Origin of the sequence: Pedococcus badiiscoriae, assembly GCF_013408925.1 — a bacterium.
Taxonomy (GTDB): domain Bacteria; phylum Actinomycetota; class Actinomycetes; order Actinomycetales; family Dermatophilaceae; genus Pedococcus; species Pedococcus badiiscoriae.
Window position 1 is genome coordinate 1053770 of sequence record NZ_JACCAB010000001.1, and the last position, 20671, is coordinate 1074440.

The following is a 20671-nucleotide window of genomic DNA, read 5'->3' on the forward strand; positions in this document are numbered from 1 at the left end:
CCGTTTCCTCCTGCTCGCTGACGCTGGGTGCCGTCGCCCGGCGTGGGCTCGGCTCTACCACGACGGTACTACGCAGTGCTCCGGTGGCTCGTGCTGGTCAACGACCCGGATGGGCGGAGTGTTCCGGGTGCCGCAGACGCCTCAGGGCGTCTTCAGGGTCTTCCGGGCTCGCGCCTCAGGCGTAGACGTGTGGGGCGAGGGTCCCCACCTCACGCAGGTTGCGGTACTTCTCGGCGTAGTCGAGGCCGTATCCCACGACGAACTCGTTGGGGATGTCGAAGCCGACCCACTTCACGTCGATCTCGACCTTGGCCGCCGCGGGCTTGCGCAGCAGGGTGCAGATCTCCACCGACGCCGGCGAACGGGACTCGAGGTTGGCCTTGATCCAGGACAGGGTCAGCCCGGAGTCGACGATGTCCTCGACGATGAGGACGTGCTTGCCGGTGATGTCGGTGTCGAGGTCCTTGAGGATGCGGACCACGCCTGAGGACTTCGTGCCCGACCCGTACGACGACACGGCCATCCAGTCGACCGGGGCGGTGCCCGGCAGCGCGCGCGACAGGTCGGCCATCACCATCACCGCACCCTTGAGGACGCCGACGAGCAGCAGGTCCTTGTCGGCATACTCCGCCCAGATCTCGCTCGCGAGCTCCTCGAGCCTGGCGTGGATCTCCTCCTCCGTGATGAGGACCTTCTCGAGATCGGCTCCCATGTGGGCAGCGTCCACGGCTCAAACTCCCTCGGTTGTCGGCGGGTGCGGGCCTATTCAACCCGAGCAGGTGGGGCGATGGATACCCGGCCGCCCGAGCGGGTCGCCTCCAGGGGGCCGGGAAGGCTCACCGGACCCTGTCCGTGCCAGCGGGTGAGCAGCGCGTCACACGCCTCGGTATGCCGGGTGCTCACCTGTCCGGCCGGCGCACCAGCCGCGACCACGAGGCGCCGCCAGACCCGGGTCCGGACGGGTTGGGGCAGGTCGAGCAGGTCCTCCACCCCCACCGAGAACCCCGGTTCGGGGTGGAGGTCGAGGAGGGTGGCGAGGGCGGCTTCGGCGAGGTCGTCGAGGTGGTCGGCATCCTCTCGGAGCTGGTCGGCCGTGCGCGCGAGTGCTGCGGCCACTCCCGGACCGAGGTCACGTTCGAGGTCCACCAGCGCCCGGCGAGCCCGCACCCGGGTGTAGGCCGGGTCGTCGTTCATCGGGTCGTCCCACCAGGTGAGGTGCTCCGCGGCGCAGGAGGCGCGCGTCTGGGCGCTGGTGACCCCGAGGAGGGGACGCCGGAAGCGGCCGCGGGCCCGCGGCATACCGGCGAGGGACCTGGTACCTGAGCCCCGGGCGAGGCCGAGCAGCACCTGCTCCGCCTGGTCGTCCAGGGTGTGCCCGAGCAGGACGAGGCGGGCACCGTGCTGGTCGGCGGCGGCGTCGAGGGCTGCGTAGCGCGCGTCGCGGGCAGCGGCCTCGAGGCCGTCCGCGCCGGGGACCACCTGCACGGGGGCCAGGATCACCGGGGCCAGGCCCAGGTCGTCACACTGCTCCGCGGCCCGGGTGGTGACCGACGCCGACTCCCCCGCCAGCCCGTGGTCGACCAGGATCGCGCCGGCCCGGACCGCCAGCCGGGGCGCCTCGAAGGCCACCGCGGCCGCGAGCGCGAGCGAGTCGGCGCCCCCGCTGCAGGCGACGAGGACCAGGTCGCCCGGCTGGCACTCGGCCAGGGTGGCGCGGACGGCGACGCGGATCGCGGCGGTGGCCGGGTGCGGTCCCGTCACCCCGGGCTCCCGTGGGGCAAGGGGGCCACGGTGGGCGTCCGTGCCAGCATCCGGTCAGCCGTGGACCCGCGCGACCCACGCCGAGGGCGTGGCGATCTCGGCCGGCAGGGGGAGCGTCTCGGGAGACTCCCAGATGCGATTGAAGCCGTCGGTGCCGACTGCCGCCGTGACCTCCCGGACGAAGACCGCTCCGTCGCGGTACTGGCGCATCTTGGCCTCGAGACCGAGCAGCCGCCGCAGCACCCGGTCGAAGGCGCCGACGCCCTTGCGGCGCTCGTTGAAGGTGCTCCGGATGTGCGCGACCGAAGGGATGACCTGGGGGCCGACCTCGTCCATCACGACGTCGGCATGGCCTTCGAGCAGCGACATGACGGCGGTGACCCCGGCGAGCTCGGCACGCTGCTGCGGCGACGCGATGAGGTCGGTGAGGCCGGCGCCACCGCTCTTGAGGGCGTCGGGGAGCTGCTTGCCCAGTCGCGAGAGCGTCTCCTGCAGAGTCTCAGGATCGGGCATCAGGTCGTTCGCGAGGGTCCGGACCCTGGTGATCATGTGGTCGCGCAGCCACGGGACCGCGGTGAACTGCACGCGGTGGGTCTCCTCGTGCATGCAGACCCAGAGCCGGAAGTCGGCGGGGTCGAGGCCGAGCTCGCGCTCGACCTGGACGAGGTTGGGCGCGACGAGCATGAGCTGGGGTGTGCCGCCCGGCGCGAGGTCGTACTGACCGAGGACCTTGCTCGACATGAAGGCGAGCAGCGCTCCGGCCTCGCCGCCGGTGACCTTGCCGCCGATGGCCTTGATGGCGTTGTTCGGCGGTGTCTTCTGGCCGTCGACGAGCTTGCCGAAGACGGGGTCCATGAGGGCCGACATCGAGTCGGCGTTCAGCGAGATCCAGGTGGGCCGGTCGACGATGACGGGACCGGGGGCGTCGCCCGGGGCGTGCAGTCGAGCGGTCTCCGCGACGGGCTGCTGGGCGCGGTGGGCGGCGGCCCGGACGGACGCGACGACCTCCGCCGCCTGCGCGCCCGTCACCTTGGGTCCGGCAGGCACCAGCCGCGTGCCGGTCGCCTTGGCGAACTGCCAGTCGACGTAGCGGGTGGTCTTCGGAGCTGCTGACTGCGACACGGTCATCCCCTCACGGTAGGTCAGGGACACCCGCAGGCCGCGAGCACCGCCACGAAGCGGTCCAACGCAGCCCGGGCGTTGAGCGTTCCGACCCCTGCCGGGATGCCGTCGGCCTGGACGACGAAGGACAGCACCCGGCCGTCGGCGTCGATGACGGTGCCGGCCATCGCGCTGACTCCGGTGAGGGTGCCGGTCTTCGCGCGCGCCAGGCCGGCGACGGCCCGTGTGCTCTTCGCGTGGAACCGGTCCGCCAAGGTGCCCGTCAAGCCCGCCACGGGCAGCCGGGAGATGGTGTCCTGCATCGCCGGCACGGACCCGTCAGCCCCGAGCTGGAGCACGTCGGAGAGCACCTGCGGCGGGATCGCCTGCCCCGCGGTGAGCCCACTGGTGTCCTTGAGCACGGCACCCGTCAGGTCGATCCCGCGCGCCTCGACGGTTCTGCGCACGAAGGCGACGGCGGACGCGAAGGTCGCCGCACCCCCCGCCTTCACGGCTGCCTGACGCGCCAGCCCCTCGGTGAGCGCATTGTCGCTGTCGTCCAGGGCGAGAGCGAGGATCTCGCCGATGGGCGCCGACTCCACCCGCCCCAGCTCGGTGGCGCCCTTGGGGACCTGGGTGGACCACGTGGACTCCGGGGCGAGGGTGGCCGAGATCCCGACCTTGGCCAGGGCGCCCACGAAGGCCGCGGCGGTCGCCGCCTCGGGGTCGCGCGGAGCAGGCTTGAACGGCCTGGCCCGCTGGCCCGCGAGTCCGAGCATCGAGACCCCACCGGTGTAGCCGTCCGTCACGTCCACCGGGTTCCACCCCGGGGCCCAGCGCGGACCCTTGGCGTAGGTCGTGTCGAGGCGGAGGGTGACCTGCGTGGTCCCTGCCCCCTGCAGCGACGAGGCGACCTGTTCGGCCAGGTCTGCCAGGCCGGCACGACCTTCGACGGCGGTGGGGACTCCCTTGCCCGTGGCCAGCATCGTGTCACCGCCCGCGACCAGCACGATCTGGTCCGGCCGGGTCCCCTGCACCACGGTCGTGGGGAGGGTGTCCAGCGGGTTGAGCGTCGTGTCGACCGCGAGGGCAGTCAGGAGCTTGGCCGTCGAGGCGGGCACCCGGGCCCTGGACGCGGCCTTGCTCAGCAGCGTCTGACCGGTGAAGGCGTCACGGACCACGACGCCCGGACCCGGCCGTAGTGCCGGGTCCGCGACGACGGCCGCGAGCGCCTTGGCCAGTGCTGTCGGGTCGGGGATGCGGGCGCTGGCCGAGGCGGGTTGCAGCGGCTGGGCGCCGGCGTCGACGGTGGGCACCGCGACGGTGGTCGGCGTCCCGGCCCCGGACGGGGGGACCACCGTGGGCGTGGCCTGCGGCTGGGCGCGGGTCAGGATGCCGGGCACGAGGTCGAACACGTCCAGGGTCACATAGGTCCCCGCGAGCACGACGAAGGCCAGGAGGGCGGCCAGGATGCGACGCACTCGACCCCCTCAGCACTGGACTTGCGTCATACGGAACACTTAGCGGCGAGCCTAGGTCATAGGAACGCGCACCACGTCCAGGCATGCGCACTACGAAAGGGACATCGTCGTGGAGTTCGACGTCACCATCGAGATCCCGCAGGGGCACCGCAACAAGTACGAGGTCGACCACGAGACGGGCCGGATCCGGCTGGACCGCCTGCTGTTCACCTCCACCCGCTACCCGGCCGACTACGGCTACGTCGAGGACAGCCTCGGCGAGGACAGCGACCCGCTCGACGCGCTCGTGCTGCTCGAGGAGCCCACCTTCCCGGGCTGCCTCGTGCGGGTCCGTCCGATCGGCATGTTCCACATGCGCGACGAGGCCGGCGGCGACGACAAGATCCTCTGCGTCCCGGCGGGCGACCCCCGCCAGGCCCACATCACCGAGCTCGAGCAGGTCAGCAGCTTCGACCGCCTCGAGATCCAGCATTTCTTCGAGACCTACAAGGACCTCGAGCCCGGCAAGTCCGTCGAGGGCGCCCACTGGGCGGGTCGCGAGGAGGCCGAGCAGGTCGTGCGCGAGGCCATCGAGCGAGCCAGGGAGGCCGGCATGACCACGGCTCGCTGGCGCATGCCCGACGTCTCCGCCGAGCCGATGTCCGAGGCCAAGTCACCCACCACGTGACTCCCTCGCCCTGCGAGAGTGGGGCTGCCGCGGGGCGAGGCTAGGGCCGGCCGCCGTAGGAGATGAGGTCCGACCGGTAGATCGACGCGTACCGGACGTAGGCCCCCGCGTGCGGAGCCTCGATCATCTGGCCGTCGCCGACGTAGAGACCCACGTGGTGGCTCGACGATCCGTCGGTGCCGTAGAAGACCAGGTCGCCTGGGCGCAGGTCACTGATGGCGACGCGCGACGTCTGGTCCCACTGCGCACCCGTGTAGTGGGGCAGGCTCACCCCCGCCTGCTCCCAGGCGCGCATCGTCAGGCCGGAGCAGTCGAACGAGTCCGGACCGCTGCCACCCCATCCGTAGGGCTTGCCGACCTGGGCCCGGGCGTAGGCGAGCACCGCGGAAACTCCACCGTCGGTGGACAACGGCGGCGGTGGCGGGGGGTTCTCCGGCTGCGGCCTGGGGGTGGGCTTGTTCTGCGCAGCTTGCTGGGCGGCCTGCTGGGCCGCTTCGGCGGCCGCCCGCTGGCGCGCCGCCTCGGCAGCGGCGCGAGCGGCGGCCTGCTGGGCGGCCTTGCGCTCGGCGGCGTTGCGGGCTGCCCTGGCGCGATCGGCGGCGAGGCGGGCCTGCCGCGCGGCCTCAGCGGCAGCGGCGCGCGCGGCGGCCGCCGCGGCGAGACCGTCCTGACGCTGCTTCTCGAGGGCGACCGAGGTCTTGCGGAGGGTGGCGAGCTGCACGGTGAGGGCCTGCTGCTGCTGCTGGATCTGGACCGTTGCCGCCTGCGCCTGGTCCGCCCGGGCCTGCGCCGCGTTGCGAGCGGCCTGGGCGTCGGCTGCCGCCTTGGCCTGCGCCGCCTCGGCCTGGGCGGCCTGCTGACGCATGGTGTCGGCGACGATCGACGAGGCAGCCGCCTGCTGGAGGGTGCGCGTCCTGGCGTCGCTCACGGCCTGGATGGCGGTGGCTCGGTCCATCAGGTCCTGGGGGCCCGTGCTGGACAGGTAGGCCTCGAGCTCACCGAGGTTGCCGCCCTGCTGGTAGACGGTGGCGGCGTAGCGACGCACCTGCAGGCCCGCGGCGTCCGCGAGCTGCTGGGCCTGGGCGGCGCGCTTCTTCGCCGCGGTGGTCTCCGCCGTCCGCTGGTCGAGCGCGTAGCGGGCCCCGTTGTAGGCCTCCGCGGCCGCCGCGGCACTGTCCTGCACCTGCGTGAGCTGGGCGCTCGCCGCGGCATACTGCGCATCCAGGCTCGCGACCTCGCCGGACGTGGTGACGACAGCCGACTTCGCCCGGTCCACCTGCGCCTTGGACGGGTACACCGGACCACGGTCGGCAGAGGCGGACATGGCACTGCTGACCGCCAGGATCCCCACGATGGAGAGGACCGCGCCGGTGCGCAGCGCGCGACGTGCGGGGTGGGCGTTCAGCACGGGGGATGCCTCTCGAGGTCGGTGTCCGGACGGGTGGGGACTGCCGCACGAGACTAAGGCCGCCTTTTCACACTGAGCACTCTCGTCACACAGATCCCACGCCTTACCGGCCCGTGGGCGAAATGACACTCATGTGGTTCGGGGAGTTACACCGATGTTTTTCAGCAGGCTGCGGCAATCCTTCGATCATCTGTCCAGAATCCATCACGAATCGGTAACGAATTCCACGTTTTCGCAGGTGAGAGGCCCGGGATCAGGGGGTGATGGACTCGCCGGCCCGCAGCGCGGCATAGGCGTCGGGGTCGTTCTCGAGCAGGGCGCGACGCGTCTTGCGGCGGTACCGCAGGATCTGGATGACGCCGGCACCCCAGACGAGGTACTGCACAGACATGGCGGCGCGGAAGGTGTCCACGGTGTAGGTGCTCGGGCCGCCGGGGGCCACGCGGTCGAGGATGATGCCGATCAGCGTCACGGTCGACAGGGAGGCGAGGAAGCCCCCGACGTTGACGATCCCCGTGGCGCTGCCGAGCCGCGGAGGCGGGTTGAAGGTGCGTGCGAGGTCGAACCCGACGAGCGATCCGGGACCACCGGCGGCCGTGACGATGACGAGCAGCACCAGCAAGGGCAGCGGCGCCCGCCCCGGCCAGAGCAGGACGACCGCCCAGACGGTCATGATCGAGAAGACGATCCCGAGGATGAGGGTCGACCGGGAGAACGGGTACTTGGTGACGAAGCCCCCGATCAGCGGGCTGGTCACCACCGTCGTCACGGTCATCAGCATCAGCAGGATGCCGGCCACCTTCGGTGACAGCCCCTGGCCGGCCACCAGGAACGGGTAGCCCCACAGCAGCGCGAAAACCGTCGCTCCGAACTGGGCGGAGAAGTGGGACCACAGGCCGAGCCGCGTGCCGGGGGTGCGCCACGCGGCCCGCACGCTGCGAGCCAGTGCCCTGACCTTGACCTCGTCGAGCTCGTGGTCGGGGTTCGGGGAGTCGCGCACGACGAGGAGGACGATCGCCGCCAGGACGACGCCGAACAGCGCGGCACCGGCGTAGGAAGGCGTCCAACCCCACTGGTGGAGCGCGTAGACGAGGGGCGTCGCCGCCGTCAGCGCCCCCAGCTGGCCGAGCAGACCAGTCAGCTGGGAGACCATCGGGATGCGCATCGGGGGGAACCACAGGGCCACGAGTCGCAGCAGCGGGATGAAGACCATCGCGTCGCCGATCCCGACGAGGACCCGGGCACCCACCCCCACGGCGAACGAGTCGGCGAAGGCGAAGCCCAGCTGCGCGACCGTCATCAGGGTGACGCCGCACAACAGCAGCCGCTTAGGCCCGAACCGGTCGAGCAGCGCGCCCACCGGGATCTGCATCGCCGCGTAGACGAGCAGCTGCACCATCGTGAACACCGACAGCTGGGTGGCCGCGATGTGGAAGCGCTCGCTCGCCAGCAGCCCCGCCACGCCGAGCGAGCTGCGGTGGAACACCGCCAGGATGTAGACCGCCACGGACGCGCCGTACACCAGCCACGCCCGACGGCCTCCGAGGGGGAACTGCGCGGCTGGTCTGGTCACACCCCAGTCTCCCCCACCGTCGTCCGCGCGAGGACGACGGGTCGCGGTGGTCGGGACGCCTCGGCTTGCGACGCGCCGGCTACGGACGCGCCGACAGGTAGGCCGCCAGCCCGGCCCGCCCCGAACGCATCATCCAGCCGTGGTTGGCGCGCAGCAGGGGTCCGGTGACCTGCGCCGTCCGGGCCAACAGGGCCGGGGTGAGGACCGCCTCCTGGTCGAACTCGGCGATCGTGGCGACCTCGGGATCAGCGCGCACTCGCCACTCGCACCATCCCTCGAGGTCGCCGCTCACCCCGACCCGCAGGTGACCGGTGGACGGGTCCTCCACCTCGCGGCGCAGGACCAGGTGCAGCGTGTAGGGCAGGAAGCTGCGGATGTCGGTGCGCCCGGAGTGCTCGTCGAGGCGTTCGGCCGAGCGGACCTGCGGCCACCACACGGCATACCGCTCCACGTCCGCGAGGGCCTCGTAGACCCGCTCGGGGGCGGCCGGCAGGCGCCACTGGTGGTGGAAGTGGAACGTCGGCACGTCTCCATCATGGCGGCTTCGTCCGTCCCCGGTCCCGCGGGTAGGTTCGCCGGATGGAGCAGTTCTCGCGGGACGGCCTGGTGTTCGACGTCTCGGACAGCGGCATCGGGGACGAGGTCGTGGTCCTCCTGCACGGGTGGCCGCAGGACCGGCAGGCGTGGTCGAAGGTGACGCCTCTGCTCACCGTCGAGGGCCTGCGCGTGGTGGCCTTCGACCAGCGCGGCTACTCCCCCGGAGCCCACCCCCGGGGCCGCGAGGCCTACCGCATGCCCGAGCTCGTGGACGACGTGCGAGCCCTGCTCGACGAGCTGGGTCAGACCCGCGTCCACCTGGTCGGCCACGACTGGGGCGGTGCGGTGGCCTGGGCTTTCGCCGAGCGCCACCCCGAGCGCCTGCTCAGCCTCACCGTCGTCTCGACCCCCCATCACCGCGCCCTCGCCTGGGCCCTGCGCCACGCAGACCAGGCGCGGCGGAGCTGGTACATGGCCGCCTTCCAGGTCCCGACCGTGCCCGAGCTGGTCCTGCGCCGTCGACTGCCCGCCGCGCTGCGTCGCTCAGGCCTTCCCGAGCCGGACGTGCAGAGGTATGCCGCGCGGTTCCGCCGCCCGGGCATGGCCCGCGGTGGGCTTGCGTGGTACCGCGCGATCCCGTTGCGCCGCAAGACATCTGAGGAGTCCCGAGCGGCCGCCCGGATCTCGACTCCGACGGCCTACGTCTGGGGCCGTCACGACGTCGCACTGGGCCGAGCGGCCGCCGAGCGCACTCGCGACCACGTGGCTGCCGACTACACCTTCACCGAGCTGGACGCCGGCCACTGGCTGCCCGAGACCCGACCGGAGGAGGTCGCCGCCGTCATCCTCGAGCGGCGACGCACCGTCCGGCAGTAGATTCACGCCCAGGAGGTGGGTGCGGTGACAGGTGGGACGGGACTGGCACAGGTGGCCCAGCACGCCGAGGACCTGGACCGAGCGGGAGCCTTCTACGAGCGCCTGCTCGGGTCGCCGCCCCTGGCCCGGTTCGACCCCCCGGGGCTGCTGTTCTTCGGCCTCGGCGACACCAGGCTTCTCCTCGAGGAGGGCGTCAGCTCGGCCCTGCTCTACCTCGCGGTCGACGACGTCCCGACCCGCGTCGAGGAGCTCCGCGCCGACGGCGTCGTCGTCGAGTCCGAGCCGCACGTGATCTTCAGCCACACGGACGACAGCCTGGGCCCGGCGGGCAGCGACGAGTGGATGGCCTTCATCCGCGACAGCGAGGGCAACCTCGTCGGCCTGGTGAGCCACGCCCCGAGGGCAGAGGCCTGAGCGCAGGGCCCGCGCCGCCCGGCCCAACGCTGCCCGACCCGGCGCTCGTCGTGCTCGTCGGCCCCAGCGGGGCCGGCAAGTCGACCTGGGCGGCGCAGCGCTACCGGCAGCAGGAGATCGTCTCGTCGGATGCCCTGCGGGCGGTGGTGGGCAGTGGCGAGTTCGACCTCGACGCCTCGGCCGACGCCTTCGCCATCCTGCACCAGGTCGTTGCGGCGCGGGCCCGGCGCGGACTCACCGTCCTCGTGGACACCCTCGGCCTCGACCCGGACCTCCGCGAGCGTCTGCGCGAACAAGGGCGCGCCGCCGGACTTCCCTGTGTTGCAGTGCTTTTCGACACCGATCCCGCGGTGTGCCGCGAGCGGAACTCCCGGCGCGACCGACCCGTCCCGGCGGCTGTCCTGGGCCGACAGCTCGCCGGCTTCGGTCTGGTGCGGGCGGCGGTCGCGGAGGAGGGCTGGGACGCGGTCCTCGTCGTGGCCGGACCCGCCGCGGACGCCGAGAGCGCGCCGGCGGCGGCATCCCCGAGTTCGACGGCGCCTCGGTCGACGGTGCCGCGGTCGACGCCACCGACCGGCCCCACGGCCGGTGCGGGCGATCTCGGGCTGGACGTCGTGATCCAGCTGTCACGCTTCCCCTGGGGCGCCGATCCGACCGGCTGGCTTCGGTCTGTCGTCCTGGCCGCGGACCACTTCGGCTTCAGCGGCATCGCGTTGATGGACCATCTCATCCAGATCCCCCAGGTGGACCGGGCGTGGGAGCCCATCCCCGAGCCGTGGGTGACCCTGGGACTGCTCGCCGGCCTGGACACCCGGCTGCGGCTGGGCACTCTCGTCTCGCCCGTCACCTTCCGCGCCCCGGGCATCATCGCGAAAACCGTTGCGACGCTTGACGTCCTTTCAGGGGGCAGGGCCTTCGTGGGCCTGGGGGCGGGCTGGTGGGAGCGCGAGCACCTCGCGTTCGGCCTGCCGTTCCCCCCGCCCGCCGAGCGACTCGACCAGCTCGAGGCCTCGATCGAGACGATCCGCGCACTGTGGGGCAAGGGCACCAAGGCCCACCAGGGAAAGCGCGTCACGTTGCCCGAGACCACGGCATACCCGCGCCCCGTGGGCCAGCCACAGATCATCGTGGGCGGCGCCGGTGAGCGGCGCACCCTGCGCATCGCCGCGGAGCTCGCGGACGCGTGCAACCTGCCCAGCGACCTGCCCACCCTCGAGCGCAAGCTCGAGGTGCTGCGCAGCCACTGCCGCACCGTGGGCCGGGACCCTGACGACGTGGCGGTGACCGTGCTGGACCTGCCCATCGTCGGCCGCGACCGCGACGACACCTGGCGCAGGGTCGAACGGTTGCGTGGTCGCACCCCGGCTGCGACCTACGCGAGACGCCATCACGCGGGAGAGGTGGCCCAGCACCACGAGCGCTTCGTCGCGCTGGCGTCGCGCGGTGTGCAGACCGTCTTCGTGGGCCTGCCCGACCTCGAGGGGCCGGACGATGTCGAGCGGCTCGCCGGGGTCCTGACGGGGCGGTAGACACGACCACGCCGGGTGCCGCTGCGTCGCAGGGCACCCGGCGTGGGGCGAACATCGCGTCCGGAGACGCACTCGGCTCAGGCGGAGGCGGACACCCCGGTGAGCTGCGTCAGGGCGAACTCCGTGATGCGGACCAGGGCCCGCTTGGCGGACTCGCGGTCACGGGCGTCGACCGCGATGACGGGGATGTGCGACGGGATCGCGAGGGCTTCGCGGATCTCGTCGGGACCGAACTCCTGCGACCCGTCGAACTGGTTGAGAGCGACGATGAACGGCAGACCCTTGGCCTCGAAGTAGTCCACCGCGGCGAAGCTGTCGTCGAGGCGGCGGACGTCGACCAGCACGACCGCACCGATGGCACCCTTGACCAGGTCGTCCCACATGAACCAGAACCGGCGCTGGCCAGGAGTGCCGAACAGGTACAGCACCAGGTTCTCGGCCAAGGTGATGCGGCCGAAGTCCATGGCCACCGTGGTGGTGTGCTTCTGCTGCACCTTGGAGATGTCGTCCTGGCCCTCGGACTCGTTGGTGACGAGAGCCTCGGTGCGCAGGGGGTCGATCTCGGAGACGGCACCAACGAAGGTGGTCTTGCCGACGCCGAAGCCGCCGGCCACGACAATCTTCGTCGAGGCGCTGTTGCGGTTAGAGGGCGCGTAGTCCACTGAGTGTCCTTTCAATCAGTTCACGTCGTTCGTCGGATGTCGTGTACTCGGAGATGGTCGTGCGCGTCTTGAGGTGCCCGGCGGTGACCAGGTCACCCAGCAGCACCCGGGCGACGCCGAGGGGGATGTGGAGTTTTGCGGAGACCTCGGCCACCGACTCCTTGGCCGTGCACAGCTCGATGATCCGCCCCGAGAGGTCGCCCTCGGGCCAGGTCGCGGTGCGTCCGGAGGGAAGCACCTCGAACGTGGCCTCGATGGGAAGGTCGACCACGGACTCGGTGCGTCCGGACGTCAGCGCGTACGGCCGTACCAGGCGAGGGCCTGCCGACACTTCGCGTCCGTCTGGCGCCATGGGTCTAGCCCGACATCGGGGTCCGGGCCGACGCGTCGATCATCTTGCCGACGCGGTCGACCAGGACCGCCATCTCGTAGCCGACCTGACCGATGTCAGACTCGGTGCTGGTGAGTGCTGCCAGGTGCGAGCCGTCGCCGACGCTCATGAGGAGCAGGTAGCCCAGCTCCATCTCGATGACGGACTGCAGCACCGTCCCGCCCTGGAACAGGCGCGCGGCACCCGATGCCAGGCTGGCCATCCCCGACGCGACTGCGGCCATCTGCTCGGCGCGGTCGATGGGCAGCTGCTCGCTGGCGGCCATGGGGAGCCCGTCGGCGGACACCAGGATGGCGTGTGACACGCCAGGGGTCTCCGTCGTGAACTTGGCCACGAGCCAGTCGTACTCGCCCTTGGGCTGGGCCATGGCGTCAGTGGTGTACATCGGCTTCCTCTCGGTGTGTTCCATCTTGTGCCTCGGTGCGTGCGGAGCTCACACCGTTCTTGTGGCGGTTGAGGTTGCGACGGATCGCCTCGGGATCGCGTCGCGATGCTGCAGGGGCAGCGGGGTTGTCGTCGACCTCATCAAGGGCGCCGGGGACCAGGTAGCTGCCCGGGCGTCGCATGGGGAGGCCGGCTGCGGACTCTTTCAGGGGTTCGGTCTCCTCGTTTCGTGCTGCGGCGGACCATGCCTTGTCCGCCTCGTTGGTCGACCATGCCGCGGCAGCGGGCACGGACGTGTCGTCGGTCAGCCAGCGCGACATCATCGCCCGGAAGATGGGGGTGTCGTTGAGGTTGGTGCGCGGGGCGCCATCCTCGGACTCGACACCCTCGGACTCGACACCCTCGGACTCGACACGCTCAGACTCGACCGCCTCGGGCTCGGTGGACGCGACGACCTCGGTGCCCTCGTCGGCCTGGGGGGCGGCCTCGGTGACCTCCGCGACCTCCGCGACCTCGGCGACCTGGGTGATATCGGCGGTCTCCGTGACCTCGGGGGCTGCCTCGACGACGGCGACCGGCTCGGTCACTACGTCAAGCACGGGCTCCGGTGTCATGACGTCGGCTTCTGCGGAAGGCTCCTCGTCCAGCGACGCGGCGGGGGCCGCCTCGCGGGCCCGACGAGCCCCGAAGAACGACGTGTTGTGCGCCCGCATGGCCGGCCGCGAGCTGGTGACCTCGGTCGGGATGGCCTGGGCCGCAGCTGCGGACGTGGCCCCGGGGACGCGGGTGGGCAGCGGCGTGGTGTCAGCCGGTCCGGTGGTCGGCGCCTCGACGACGGCGATGCTGTCGACCGGTGCCGTCACCTCGGCGGAAATCTCAGCCGGGGCGTCGTCCGTGGGTTGGGAGCCATCGTCCGACGCCCTGTCGGAGTCATCGTCGGAGTCATCGTCGGAAGCCTTGTCGGAGGCGTCGTCGAGGATCGCGTCGGAGCCGTGGTCGACACCCGAGTCAGTCTCGGCAACGGCCTCGGCGACGGCGACCTCGGCCACCCACTCGGCCGGCACGTGCAGATCGGTGGTGGCGTCAGCCGAGCCGATCGAGTCGACCGCCTCGACCGAGTCGGAGATGCCCGAGTCGGCGGCGACCGAGTCGGCGGCGACCGAGTTGGAGGCGACCGCGTCGGTCTGCGCTGCGGTGTCGGCGTCCGCCGCAGGGGCATCTGCCCCGAGCTCGCGGGCCTTGCCGGCCTCGACGATCTTGGCGCGGTGGTCGAGCCAGGCCGACAGGTTGGACGGCATCTGGCGCGGCTCTGCCTCGGCTTCGAGCCGGGCTGCCTCGGCGGCAGCCTTGCGGCCGGGGAGCCAGCTGAGTCGGCTCGCCTTGGCGGCCGGAGCGGCCGACTTGGCGCCACCCTGGTCCGCTGACGCGTCCGAGGTCCCGTCGGACGCCGCGGACGGAGCGTCCTCGAACTCGCGGTACTCGGTGATCCCCGTGGCCCGCGGCTTGCGGACAGGCAGGCCGGCCGCCGAACGCTGCGGCTCGGACGACGCCTGGGCCGCAGGAGCGTCCGTAGCGTCCGGGCCATCGCCAACGGTGGCCTCGGGGGCCGGCGCGACCTCGGGGGCCGGCGCGACCTCGGGGGCCGATGCCGCGGCGTCGGTCGCGACAGCCTCCGTCGGACGAGCGTCCTCAGCCGAGCTGCCGTTCACTGCCGGCTTGTCCGACGAGCCGTTGAGGACCTTGTCGTCGACGCCGTGGCCGTTGGTGGACGACTTCTCGTCGACCCGTGCCTCGGCGCCCTCGATGACGGGCTTGGCAGGCGTCTGTATGCCATTCGCGGCACCGGGACCGTGAGCCCCAGGGGTCCGCGTGGGCAGCACCTTCTTGGCTGCACCCGGCACCGGGCTGGGCGTGGCACCGCTGGCGCCGCGGACCCGGGTGGGGAGGCCGGACTTCGTCGTCCCACCGACAGCCGAGGTCGGGGTCGCGACGGAGGGAACCTGCGGGGTGTCGGCACCCGCGGGGGCGGCAACGGGACGGGCGGGGCGCTCGCCACGGCTGCTGTCGGCCAGCAGGGCGGCCGGCAGGTGAACGGACACCGTGATGCCCTGCTTGTCGTCACCGTTGCGGCGCAACCGCACGGCGATGCCGTGCCGCTTCGCCAGGCTCCCGACCACGAACAGACCCATGCGACGGGCGGTGTCCGCGGTGATGTCGCCGCCGTTTGCGAGCTGGTCGTTGAGAGCGGCAAGGTCCTTGGGCGGCATACCGAGGCCACGGTCGGAGACCTCGATCAGGAGGCCACCTTCCGGCGTGCGGGCACCACGGATCGACACACGCGAGGTGGGCGGCGAGTACGAGAGGGCGTTGTCGACGATCTCGGCGACGAGGTGGATCAGGTCCGAGCCGACCGCACCCAGGACGTGGTCGTTCGAGGTGTCACCGATGTCGATGCGCTCGTAGTTCTCGACCTCGGACACGGCGGCGCGCACAGCGTCGGACACCGAGACGGAGCCGGACACACCACGGCGGGTGGACGTACCAGCCAGCACCAGGAGCGAGTCGCTGTTGCGGCGCATACGGGCCGCGAGGTGGTCGAGGCGGAACAGGCTCTGCAGACGCTTGGGGTCTTCCTCGTCGCTCTCGAGTCGCTCGATGAGGCTGAGCTGCTGGTCGATGAGGGACGTGCTCCGACGCGACAGCGTCTCGAACATGTTGCCGACCTGGACGCGCAGACGCGCCTGCTCACCGGCCAGGGAGCGCGCCTGGGTGTGGAGGTCGTCCACGGCGCGGGCCAGCTGGCCCATCTCCTCGGTGGTGTGCACGGGGATCGGCACGAACTCCGGGAGGTCGCCGCCGTCACGCACGGCTGCAACTGCTTCGGGCAGCCGCGCGTTGGCGACGTCGAGGGCGCCCTGGCGCACCGCGCGGATCGGGATGAGCAGGGAGCGGATGAGGGCCAGCACGAGAGCCAGAGCCAGGGCCAGCGCCACGATCACGACGAGGGCGTTGAAGATGGCACTGCTGCGGTCCGCCGCAGCGCGCTGACGCAGGGTGGACTCCAGCGCCGTCAGCTGCCCTTGCATGAGCTTGCTGTAGCCCGCGTTGCTGGACTCGATGATGGGGGCTAGCCCGAGGATCTGAGCCTTGTCAGGGGACTCCTGCTGGAGCGTGTAGCCGCGGCGTCCGTTCTCGTTGAGGAGCTGGCGGACCTGGCCGGCCTGGTCTGCGCTCGTGGCCGACTGGAGTCGCGTCAGGGCCGCGGTCTCCGCACCGACCTGACCGATGGCGCGAAGGTTGGCGGCGGCGTCGTCGGTGTTGGCGAGGTTGAGCTGCTGCCCGGTCATGGCGCGCTGCGCGGCGATGGCGTCCTGCAGGGCCACGACGAGCCTGGCCGAGGCCGGGTCGTTGCTGAGGCCGAGGTCGCTGACGACCGTGGCCATCAGCGTCGCGGTGTTGCCGGACTTGTCGATGACGGTGTCGGTGAACCCGTTCTGCGTCTTGGCGGTGCGCACTGCCTGCCCGAGCGACAGGGCGCTCGTGATGCTGGCCTTCACCGAGTCAGGGACGCCGTTGGCCGTGATGGCGTTGCGCAGGTTCGCGGCAGCGGACTGGTACTTCGTGACGGCGGCTGCGACCCCGGCACCACCGACGCCGTCGGACGCGGCGAGGCCCTGGACCGCGAGGTTGTACTCGACGACGGGGCGGATGACCAGGACGTTGTCCGCGGCCTGCGAAAGGCTGCGTGAGGAGTCGAAGTCGTTCTTGACGCGCAGGCCACCGAAGACGAAGGCCAGCAGCACGGGCAGGACGATGGCCGCGGCCAGTTTCCGACGGAGGGGCCACTGACCGAACGACCAGCTCTGGGGGACACGGCCAGCCGCCGACTGCAGTCTGGACACGGAGCCACCTTCCTCACGACGAAACTTGGGCGAACGGCAACATACGTGCGGGCAGGGGGGGTGGGGATAGGTATCGAACGGTGGTTGGCACGTTTGGCCTGCGGAGATCTGGCCGAACGGACTAGGCCACCACGGAGAGGCAATCCAGCATGTGGGCCAGGTCGACCGGTATCCTCACGCGGTCACGACCAAGCGGTAGCCCTGACCGGGTTCGGTCAGCACGTAGCGAGGCCTGGCCGGATCCGGTTCGAGCTTGCGGCGAAGCTGGTTGGCATAGACCCGGAGGTAGTTGGACTCGCGGCCGTAGCTCGGACCCCACACCTCGCGCAGCAGGTCCTTCTGGCTGACGAGGTGCCCCGGACGGCGGGCCAACGTCTCCAGCAGGCTCCACTCCGTCGGCGTCAGCCGGACCTCGACGCCGCCGACGACGGCACGGCGCTCGGCGAAGTCCAGGGAGAAGTGCGGCGTCCGCACAGGTGCCACCGTGGACTCGGGCGCCTCACCCCGGCGCCTCAGCGCGACCCGCACCCTCGCCAGGAGCTCGTCCATGGCGAACGGCTTGGTGACGTAGTCGTCGGCGCCGAGGTCGAGGGCCTCCACCTTGTCGACCGAGTCCGCCCGCGCCGACAGGACGATCACAGGCACGTCCGAGGTCTGCCGGACCCTGCGCAGCACCTCCACGCCGTCGAGGTCCGGCAGTCCGAGGTCGAGCACGATCAGGTCGGGCCGCTCGTCGTGGAAGGCCTGCAGCGCCGTGCGCCCGTCGCCGGCAGTCTCCACCGAGTAGTCGCGCGCCCTCAGGTTGATGGCCACCGTGCGGACCAGGTGGGGCTCGTCGTCCACGACCAGGATGGAGGTCACCGCGGCATCCTCTCAGCAGGTGCGAACCGGTCCAGCTCCATGACGATCGTCAGGCCGCCCCCGGGGGTGTCCTCGGCGGCGATCTGGCCGCCCATCGCCTCCATGAGACCTCTCGCCACGGCCAGCCCCAGCCCCACGCCGGTGCCCGCGGGCGCGTCGCCGTAGCGCTGGAAGGGCGCGAAGATCGCGTCCTTGGCACCCTCCGGGACGCCCTTGCCGCGGTCGACGACCCGGATCTGCAGCCTGCTGCCCGTCGCCCCCGCGTGGACGACCACCTCCGCCGAGGAGTGCTTGAGGGCGTTCTCCAGCACATTGGCCAGCACCCGGTCGAGCAAGCCCGCGTCTGCTGCCGCGGGCGGGAGCCCCCCATCCATGCTGAGGCGCACCCGGTCGCCGTCCAGGAGCGGCCGGGCCGCCAGTGACACGGCCTCGTCGACATCGACGGGGCCCATCCGCGGCACCACCGAGCCGCTCTGCAGCCTGGACATGTCGAGGAGGTTGGCGACCAGGACCGTCAGACGGTCGGTCGACTCCTCGATGGTCTCCAGCAGGTCGGCCCGGTCGGAGTCGCTGAAGACCACGTCAGCCTGGCGCAGGCTGGAGGACGCGGCCTTGATGCTGGCCAGCGGCGTCCGCAGGTCGTGGGACACGGCCGCCAGCAGGGCGGTCCGTGCGCGGTTGTCCTTGGCCAGGGCACGAGCCTGCCGCGCCTGGCGCACGAGCTCGTCCCGGTGCAGGAGCGCACCCGCCCGCGAGGCGAAGGCCGACACGAGCCGACGGTCAGACCCCGAGAGCACGCGACCCAGCAGGACCAGGACGTGCTGGTCGTCGACGGGGGCACGCACGGAGGCGTTCGCGACGGCACCGAGATCGAAACCGTCGGTCCCCTCGACCAGGGTCCACGGGTCGCGGACGCTGTCCCGGCGCAGGACCGCCGCACCGTCGACGGCGAAGAAGTCGACCGCCTGACGGAGCAGGGCCGAGAGCTGGTCGCGTTCTCCCAGAAGGGATTCTGCCGAGGCCGCCAGGGCATCGGCTTCCCGTCGCGCCTCGTCGGCCGCGGCCGCCCGGCGTTCGCTGACGTGGACGACCGAGGAGACGGCGGTGGCCACGAGCAGGAACACCAGCAGCGCCACCAGGTTCTGTGGGTCGGAGATCGAGAGCGTGTGGACCGGCTCGGTGAAGAACCAGTTGATCGCCAGGCTGCTGACGACGGCTGCGGCAAGGGCGGGCCAGAGCCCTCCCACCAGGGCGGTGAGGACCGTGAGCAACAGGAAGAGCAGCACCTCCAGGGGCAGGTCGTGCCACCCCGGCGTCGCCTGGAGTATGCCGGCCAGCCCGGCGGTGCCGACCACAGCCATCGTCCAGCCCAGGGCGGTCCGGCGGGCCCCGAACGCCGGGCCGAAGCGCAGCGGCGCCCGCTCGGTGCGGGTGAGCTCATGGGTCACCAGGTGCACGTCGATGTCCCCGGAGGCCTCGACCACACGGCGACCCACCCCGGTCGACAGGACCTCCTGCCACCTGCGGCGGCGAGAGGCACCGATGACGACCTGGCGGGCGGAAACCCCTCGCGCGAACTCGAGCAGCGCGCTGGCGACGTCCTGGCCCTTGACAGTGTGGAAGGTGCCGCCGAGCTCGACGGTGAGCTGGCGCAGGTCGGTCAGCGCTTCGAGCTTGGCGTCCACGAGGCCGTCGGGAGGGGTGACGTAGACAGCAAGGAGCTCCCCGCCCGCGCGGGACGCGATCTGTGCGCCTCGGCGCAGCAGCGTCCGCCCTTCCGGTCCGCCGGTGAGGGCGACCACGACGCGCTCCCGGGTGGGCCACAGCTCGGTGATCGCGTGGTCTGCCCGGTACCGGTCGAGCCCCTCCTCGACCCGGTCGGCGAGCCAGAGCAAGGACAGCTCGCGCAGGGCAGCGAGGTTGCCCTCGCGGAAGTAGTTGGCCAGGGCGGAGTCCACCTGCTCCGCGGCATACACGTTGCCGTGGGCGAGCCGGCGGCGCAGCGCCTGGGGCGACATGTCGACGAGCTCGATCTGGTCGGCGGACCGGACCACCTCGTCGGGCACGGTCTCCCGTTGCCGCACCCCGGTGATCGCCTCGACGACGTCGTTGAGCGACTCCAGGTGCTGGATGTTGACGGTCGAGATCACGTCGACGCCTGCGACGAGCAGGTCCTCGACGTCCTGCCAGCGCTTGGGGTGCTCGGGGCCTGGGGTGTTGGTGTGGGCGAGCTCGTCGACGAGCACCACGTCGGGTCGCCGCGCGAGGACGGCCGCCACGTCGAGCTCCTCGAACATGCCGTCGCGATAGGACACCGGGCGCAACGGCACCCGCTCCAGGCCGTCCATCAGCGCCGCCGTGTAGGGCCGCCCGTGGCTCTCGCAGATCCCGATGACGACGTCGGTGCCGCGGTCCCGGCGACGGTGCCCTTCGGCGAGCATGGCGACCGTCTTCCCCACGCCCGGCGCGGCCCCGAGGTAGACGCGCAGCACTCCCCTGCTCATGAGCCGATTGTCGTCCCTCGCGCGGCCTGCGCGCAGGACGGTCGGCTCATCGCCCCGCCGCAGCCTGCACGGCGAGGTTCAGCTCGAGCACGTCCACGCGGGGTTCGCCGAGGAAGCCGAGCGAACGGCCCTGGGTGTGCGCATCCACCAGTCGCAGCATCGCGGCGAGGTCGAGGCCGTTGGCGGCCGCCACCCGACTGGCCTGGGCGCGGGCGTTGTCGGGAGAGATGTGCGGGTCCAGACCGCTGCCCGAGGCGGTGAGCGCGTCGGCCGGCACGGCCCCGAAACTCGTTGCCCCGTATGCCGTGGAGCGCTCACGCACTGCCTTGACCTGGTCGGCCGAGGTCCCGGCCAGGTTCGACCCGCCACTGACCCCGGCGGCATACCCGGGGGCAGACGGACGGCCGTGGAAGAAGCGCGGGTCGGTGACCTGCTGACCCAGCAGGCTGGAGCCGACGACGACACCGTGCCGGCGCACGAGCGAACCGTCGGCCTGGGCAGGGAAGGCGACCCGGCCGATGCCCCAGACGACGGCGGGGTAGACGACGCCGAGCAGGAGGGTGAGGACCCCCAACATCCTCAGGGAGGCCACGAGGTTGCGCAGTGACGAGGTCATCAGG

General features: G+C 71.7%; 18 protein-coding genes. 4 read left to right on the plus strand and 14 right to left on the minus strand.

The window, feature by feature from the left end; all coding sequences use genetic code 11:
- Positions 1 to 175: 175 nt before the first annotated feature.
- From hpt to dacB, 4 genes are read right to left on the minus strand one after another with little or no spacing between them, the layout of a single operon-like run.
- Entirely contained in the window at positions 176 to 727 is a 552-nt protein-coding gene (gene hpt, locus BJ986_RS05100; RefSeq protein ID WP_179421006.1) for a hypoxanthine phosphoribosyltransferase, read from the minus strand.
- A 35-nt stretch (positions 728 to 762) separates the two neighbouring features.
- A complete protein-coding gene (gene tilS, locus BJ986_RS05105) occupies positions 763 to 1761 on the minus strand; it encodes a tRNA lysidine(34) synthetase TilS (protein ID WP_179421007.1) in 999 nt (332 codons plus the stop codon).
- A gap of 54 nt (positions 1762 to 1815) precedes the next feature.
- Positions 1816 to 2889, minus strand: a complete 1074-nt coding sequence (locus BJ986_RS05110) for a zinc-dependent metalloprotease (protein ID WP_179421008.1) — start codon at positions 2887 to 2889, stop codon at positions 1816 to 1818.
- 14 nt (positions 2890 to 2903) lie between these two features.
- On the minus strand, positions 2904 to 4343 hold the full coding sequence (gene dacB / locus BJ986_RS05115; RefSeq protein ID WP_179421009.1) for a D-alanyl-D-alanine carboxypeptidase/D-alanyl-D-alanine endopeptidase: 1440 nt from the start codon (positions 4341 to 4343) through the stop codon (positions 2904 to 2906).
- Positions 4344 to 4452: 109 nt separating this feature from the next.
- Here dacB and BJ986_RS05120 point away from each other — a divergent pair, with 109 nt between their 5' ends.
- A complete protein-coding gene (locus tag BJ986_RS05120) occupies positions 4453 to 5010 on the plus strand; it encodes an inorganic diphosphatase (protein ID WP_179421010.1) in 558 nt (185 codons plus the stop codon).
- 40 nt (positions 5011 to 5050) lie between these two features.
- Here the strand turns inward: BJ986_RS05120 and BJ986_RS16590 are convergent, their stop codons facing one another.
- The 3 genes from BJ986_RS16590 to BJ986_RS05135 form a co-directional block, all read right to left on the minus strand.
- Complete coding sequence (locus BJ986_RS16590) at positions 5051 to 6418, minus strand: NlpC/P60 family protein (RefSeq protein ID WP_179421011.1); 1368 nt, start codon at positions 6416 to 6418, stop codon at positions 5051 to 5053.
- A gap of 253 nt (positions 6419 to 6671) precedes the next feature.
- Positions 6672 to 7991: an MFS transporter gene (locus BJ986_RS05130; protein WP_337794859.1), complete on the minus strand. Its 1320-nt coding sequence runs from the start codon at positions 7989 to 7991 to the stop codon at positions 6672 to 6674.
- 79 nt (positions 7992 to 8070) lie between these two features.
- Positions 8071 to 8517: an SRPBCC family protein gene (locus BJ986_RS05135; protein WP_179421012.1), complete on the minus strand. Its 447-nt coding sequence runs from the start codon at positions 8515 to 8517 to the stop codon at positions 8071 to 8073.
- A 53-nt stretch (positions 8518 to 8570) separates the two neighbouring features.
- On the opposite strand from BJ986_RS05135, the gene BJ986_RS05140 reads away from it, so the two are divergent.
- Genes BJ986_RS05140 through BJ986_RS05150 form a run of 3 tightly spaced genes read left to right on the plus strand, consistent with a single transcriptional unit; the run spans position 8571 to position 11347 of the window.
- On the plus strand, positions 8571 to 9404 hold the full coding sequence (locus tag BJ986_RS05140; RefSeq protein WP_179421013.1) for an alpha/beta fold hydrolase: 834 nt from the start codon (positions 8571 to 8573) through the stop codon (positions 9402 to 9404).
- A gap of 24 nt (positions 9405 to 9428) precedes the next feature.
- Complete coding sequence (locus BJ986_RS05145; protein ID WP_337794860.1) at positions 9429 to 9818, plus strand: VOC family protein; 390 nt, start codon at positions 9429 to 9431, stop codon at positions 9816 to 9818.
- 50 nt (positions 9819 to 9868) lie between these two features.
- The gene (locus BJ986_RS05150; RefSeq protein ID WP_337794861.1) at positions 9869 to 11347 is read left to right on the plus strand and encodes an LLM class flavin-dependent oxidoreductase; all 1479 of its coding nucleotides are present in this window, start codon (positions 9869 to 9871) and stop codon (positions 11345 to 11347) included.
- Between the two features lie 77 nt (positions 11348 to 11424).
- On the opposite strand, the gene BJ986_RS05155 is transcribed toward BJ986_RS05150, so the two are convergent.
- The 7 genes from BJ986_RS05155 to kdpC form a co-directional block, all read right to left on the minus strand.
- A complete protein-coding gene (locus tag BJ986_RS05155; protein WP_179421014.1) occupies positions 11425 to 12009 on the minus strand; it encodes an ATP/GTP-binding protein in 585 nt (194 codons plus the stop codon).
- Positions 11990 to 12361 (minus strand): DUF742 domain-containing protein, encoded by a 372-nt coding sequence (locus tag BJ986_RS05160; protein ID WP_179421015.1) that lies wholly within the window; start codon positions 12359 to 12361, stop codon positions 11990 to 11992. Before BJ986_RS05160 ends, BJ986_RS05155 begins: the two co-directional genes overlap by 20 nt.
- Before the next feature lie 4 nt (positions 12362 to 12365).
- The gene (locus tag BJ986_RS05165; RefSeq protein WP_272955369.1) at positions 12366 to 12785 is read right to left on the minus strand and encodes a roadblock/LC7 domain-containing protein; all 420 of its coding nucleotides are present in this window, start codon (positions 12783 to 12785) and stop codon (positions 12366 to 12368) included.
- Complete coding sequence (locus tag BJ986_RS05170) at positions 12772 to 16686, minus strand: ATP-binding protein (protein ID WP_179421016.1); 3915 nt, start codon at positions 16684 to 16686, stop codon at positions 12772 to 12774. Before BJ986_RS05170 ends, BJ986_RS05165 begins: the two co-directional genes overlap by 14 nt.
- 174 nt (positions 16687 to 16860) lie before the next feature.
- A complete protein-coding gene (locus tag BJ986_RS05175) occupies positions 16861 to 17547 on the minus strand; it encodes a response regulator (RefSeq protein ID WP_179421017.1) in 687 nt (228 codons plus the stop codon).
- Positions 17544 to 20051, minus strand: a complete 2508-nt coding sequence (locus tag BJ986_RS05180) for a DUF4118 domain-containing protein (RefSeq protein ID WP_179421018.1) — start codon at positions 20049 to 20051, stop codon at positions 17544 to 17546. Before BJ986_RS05180 ends, BJ986_RS05175 begins: the two co-directional genes overlap by 4 nt.
- A gap of 46 nt (positions 20052 to 20097) precedes the next feature.
- Positions 20098 to 20667 (minus strand): K(+)-transporting ATPase subunit C, encoded by a 570-nt coding sequence (gene kdpC / locus BJ986_RS05185; protein WP_179421019.1) that lies wholly within the window; start codon positions 20665 to 20667, stop codon positions 20098 to 20100.
- Positions 20668 to 20671: the final 4 nt, after the last annotated feature.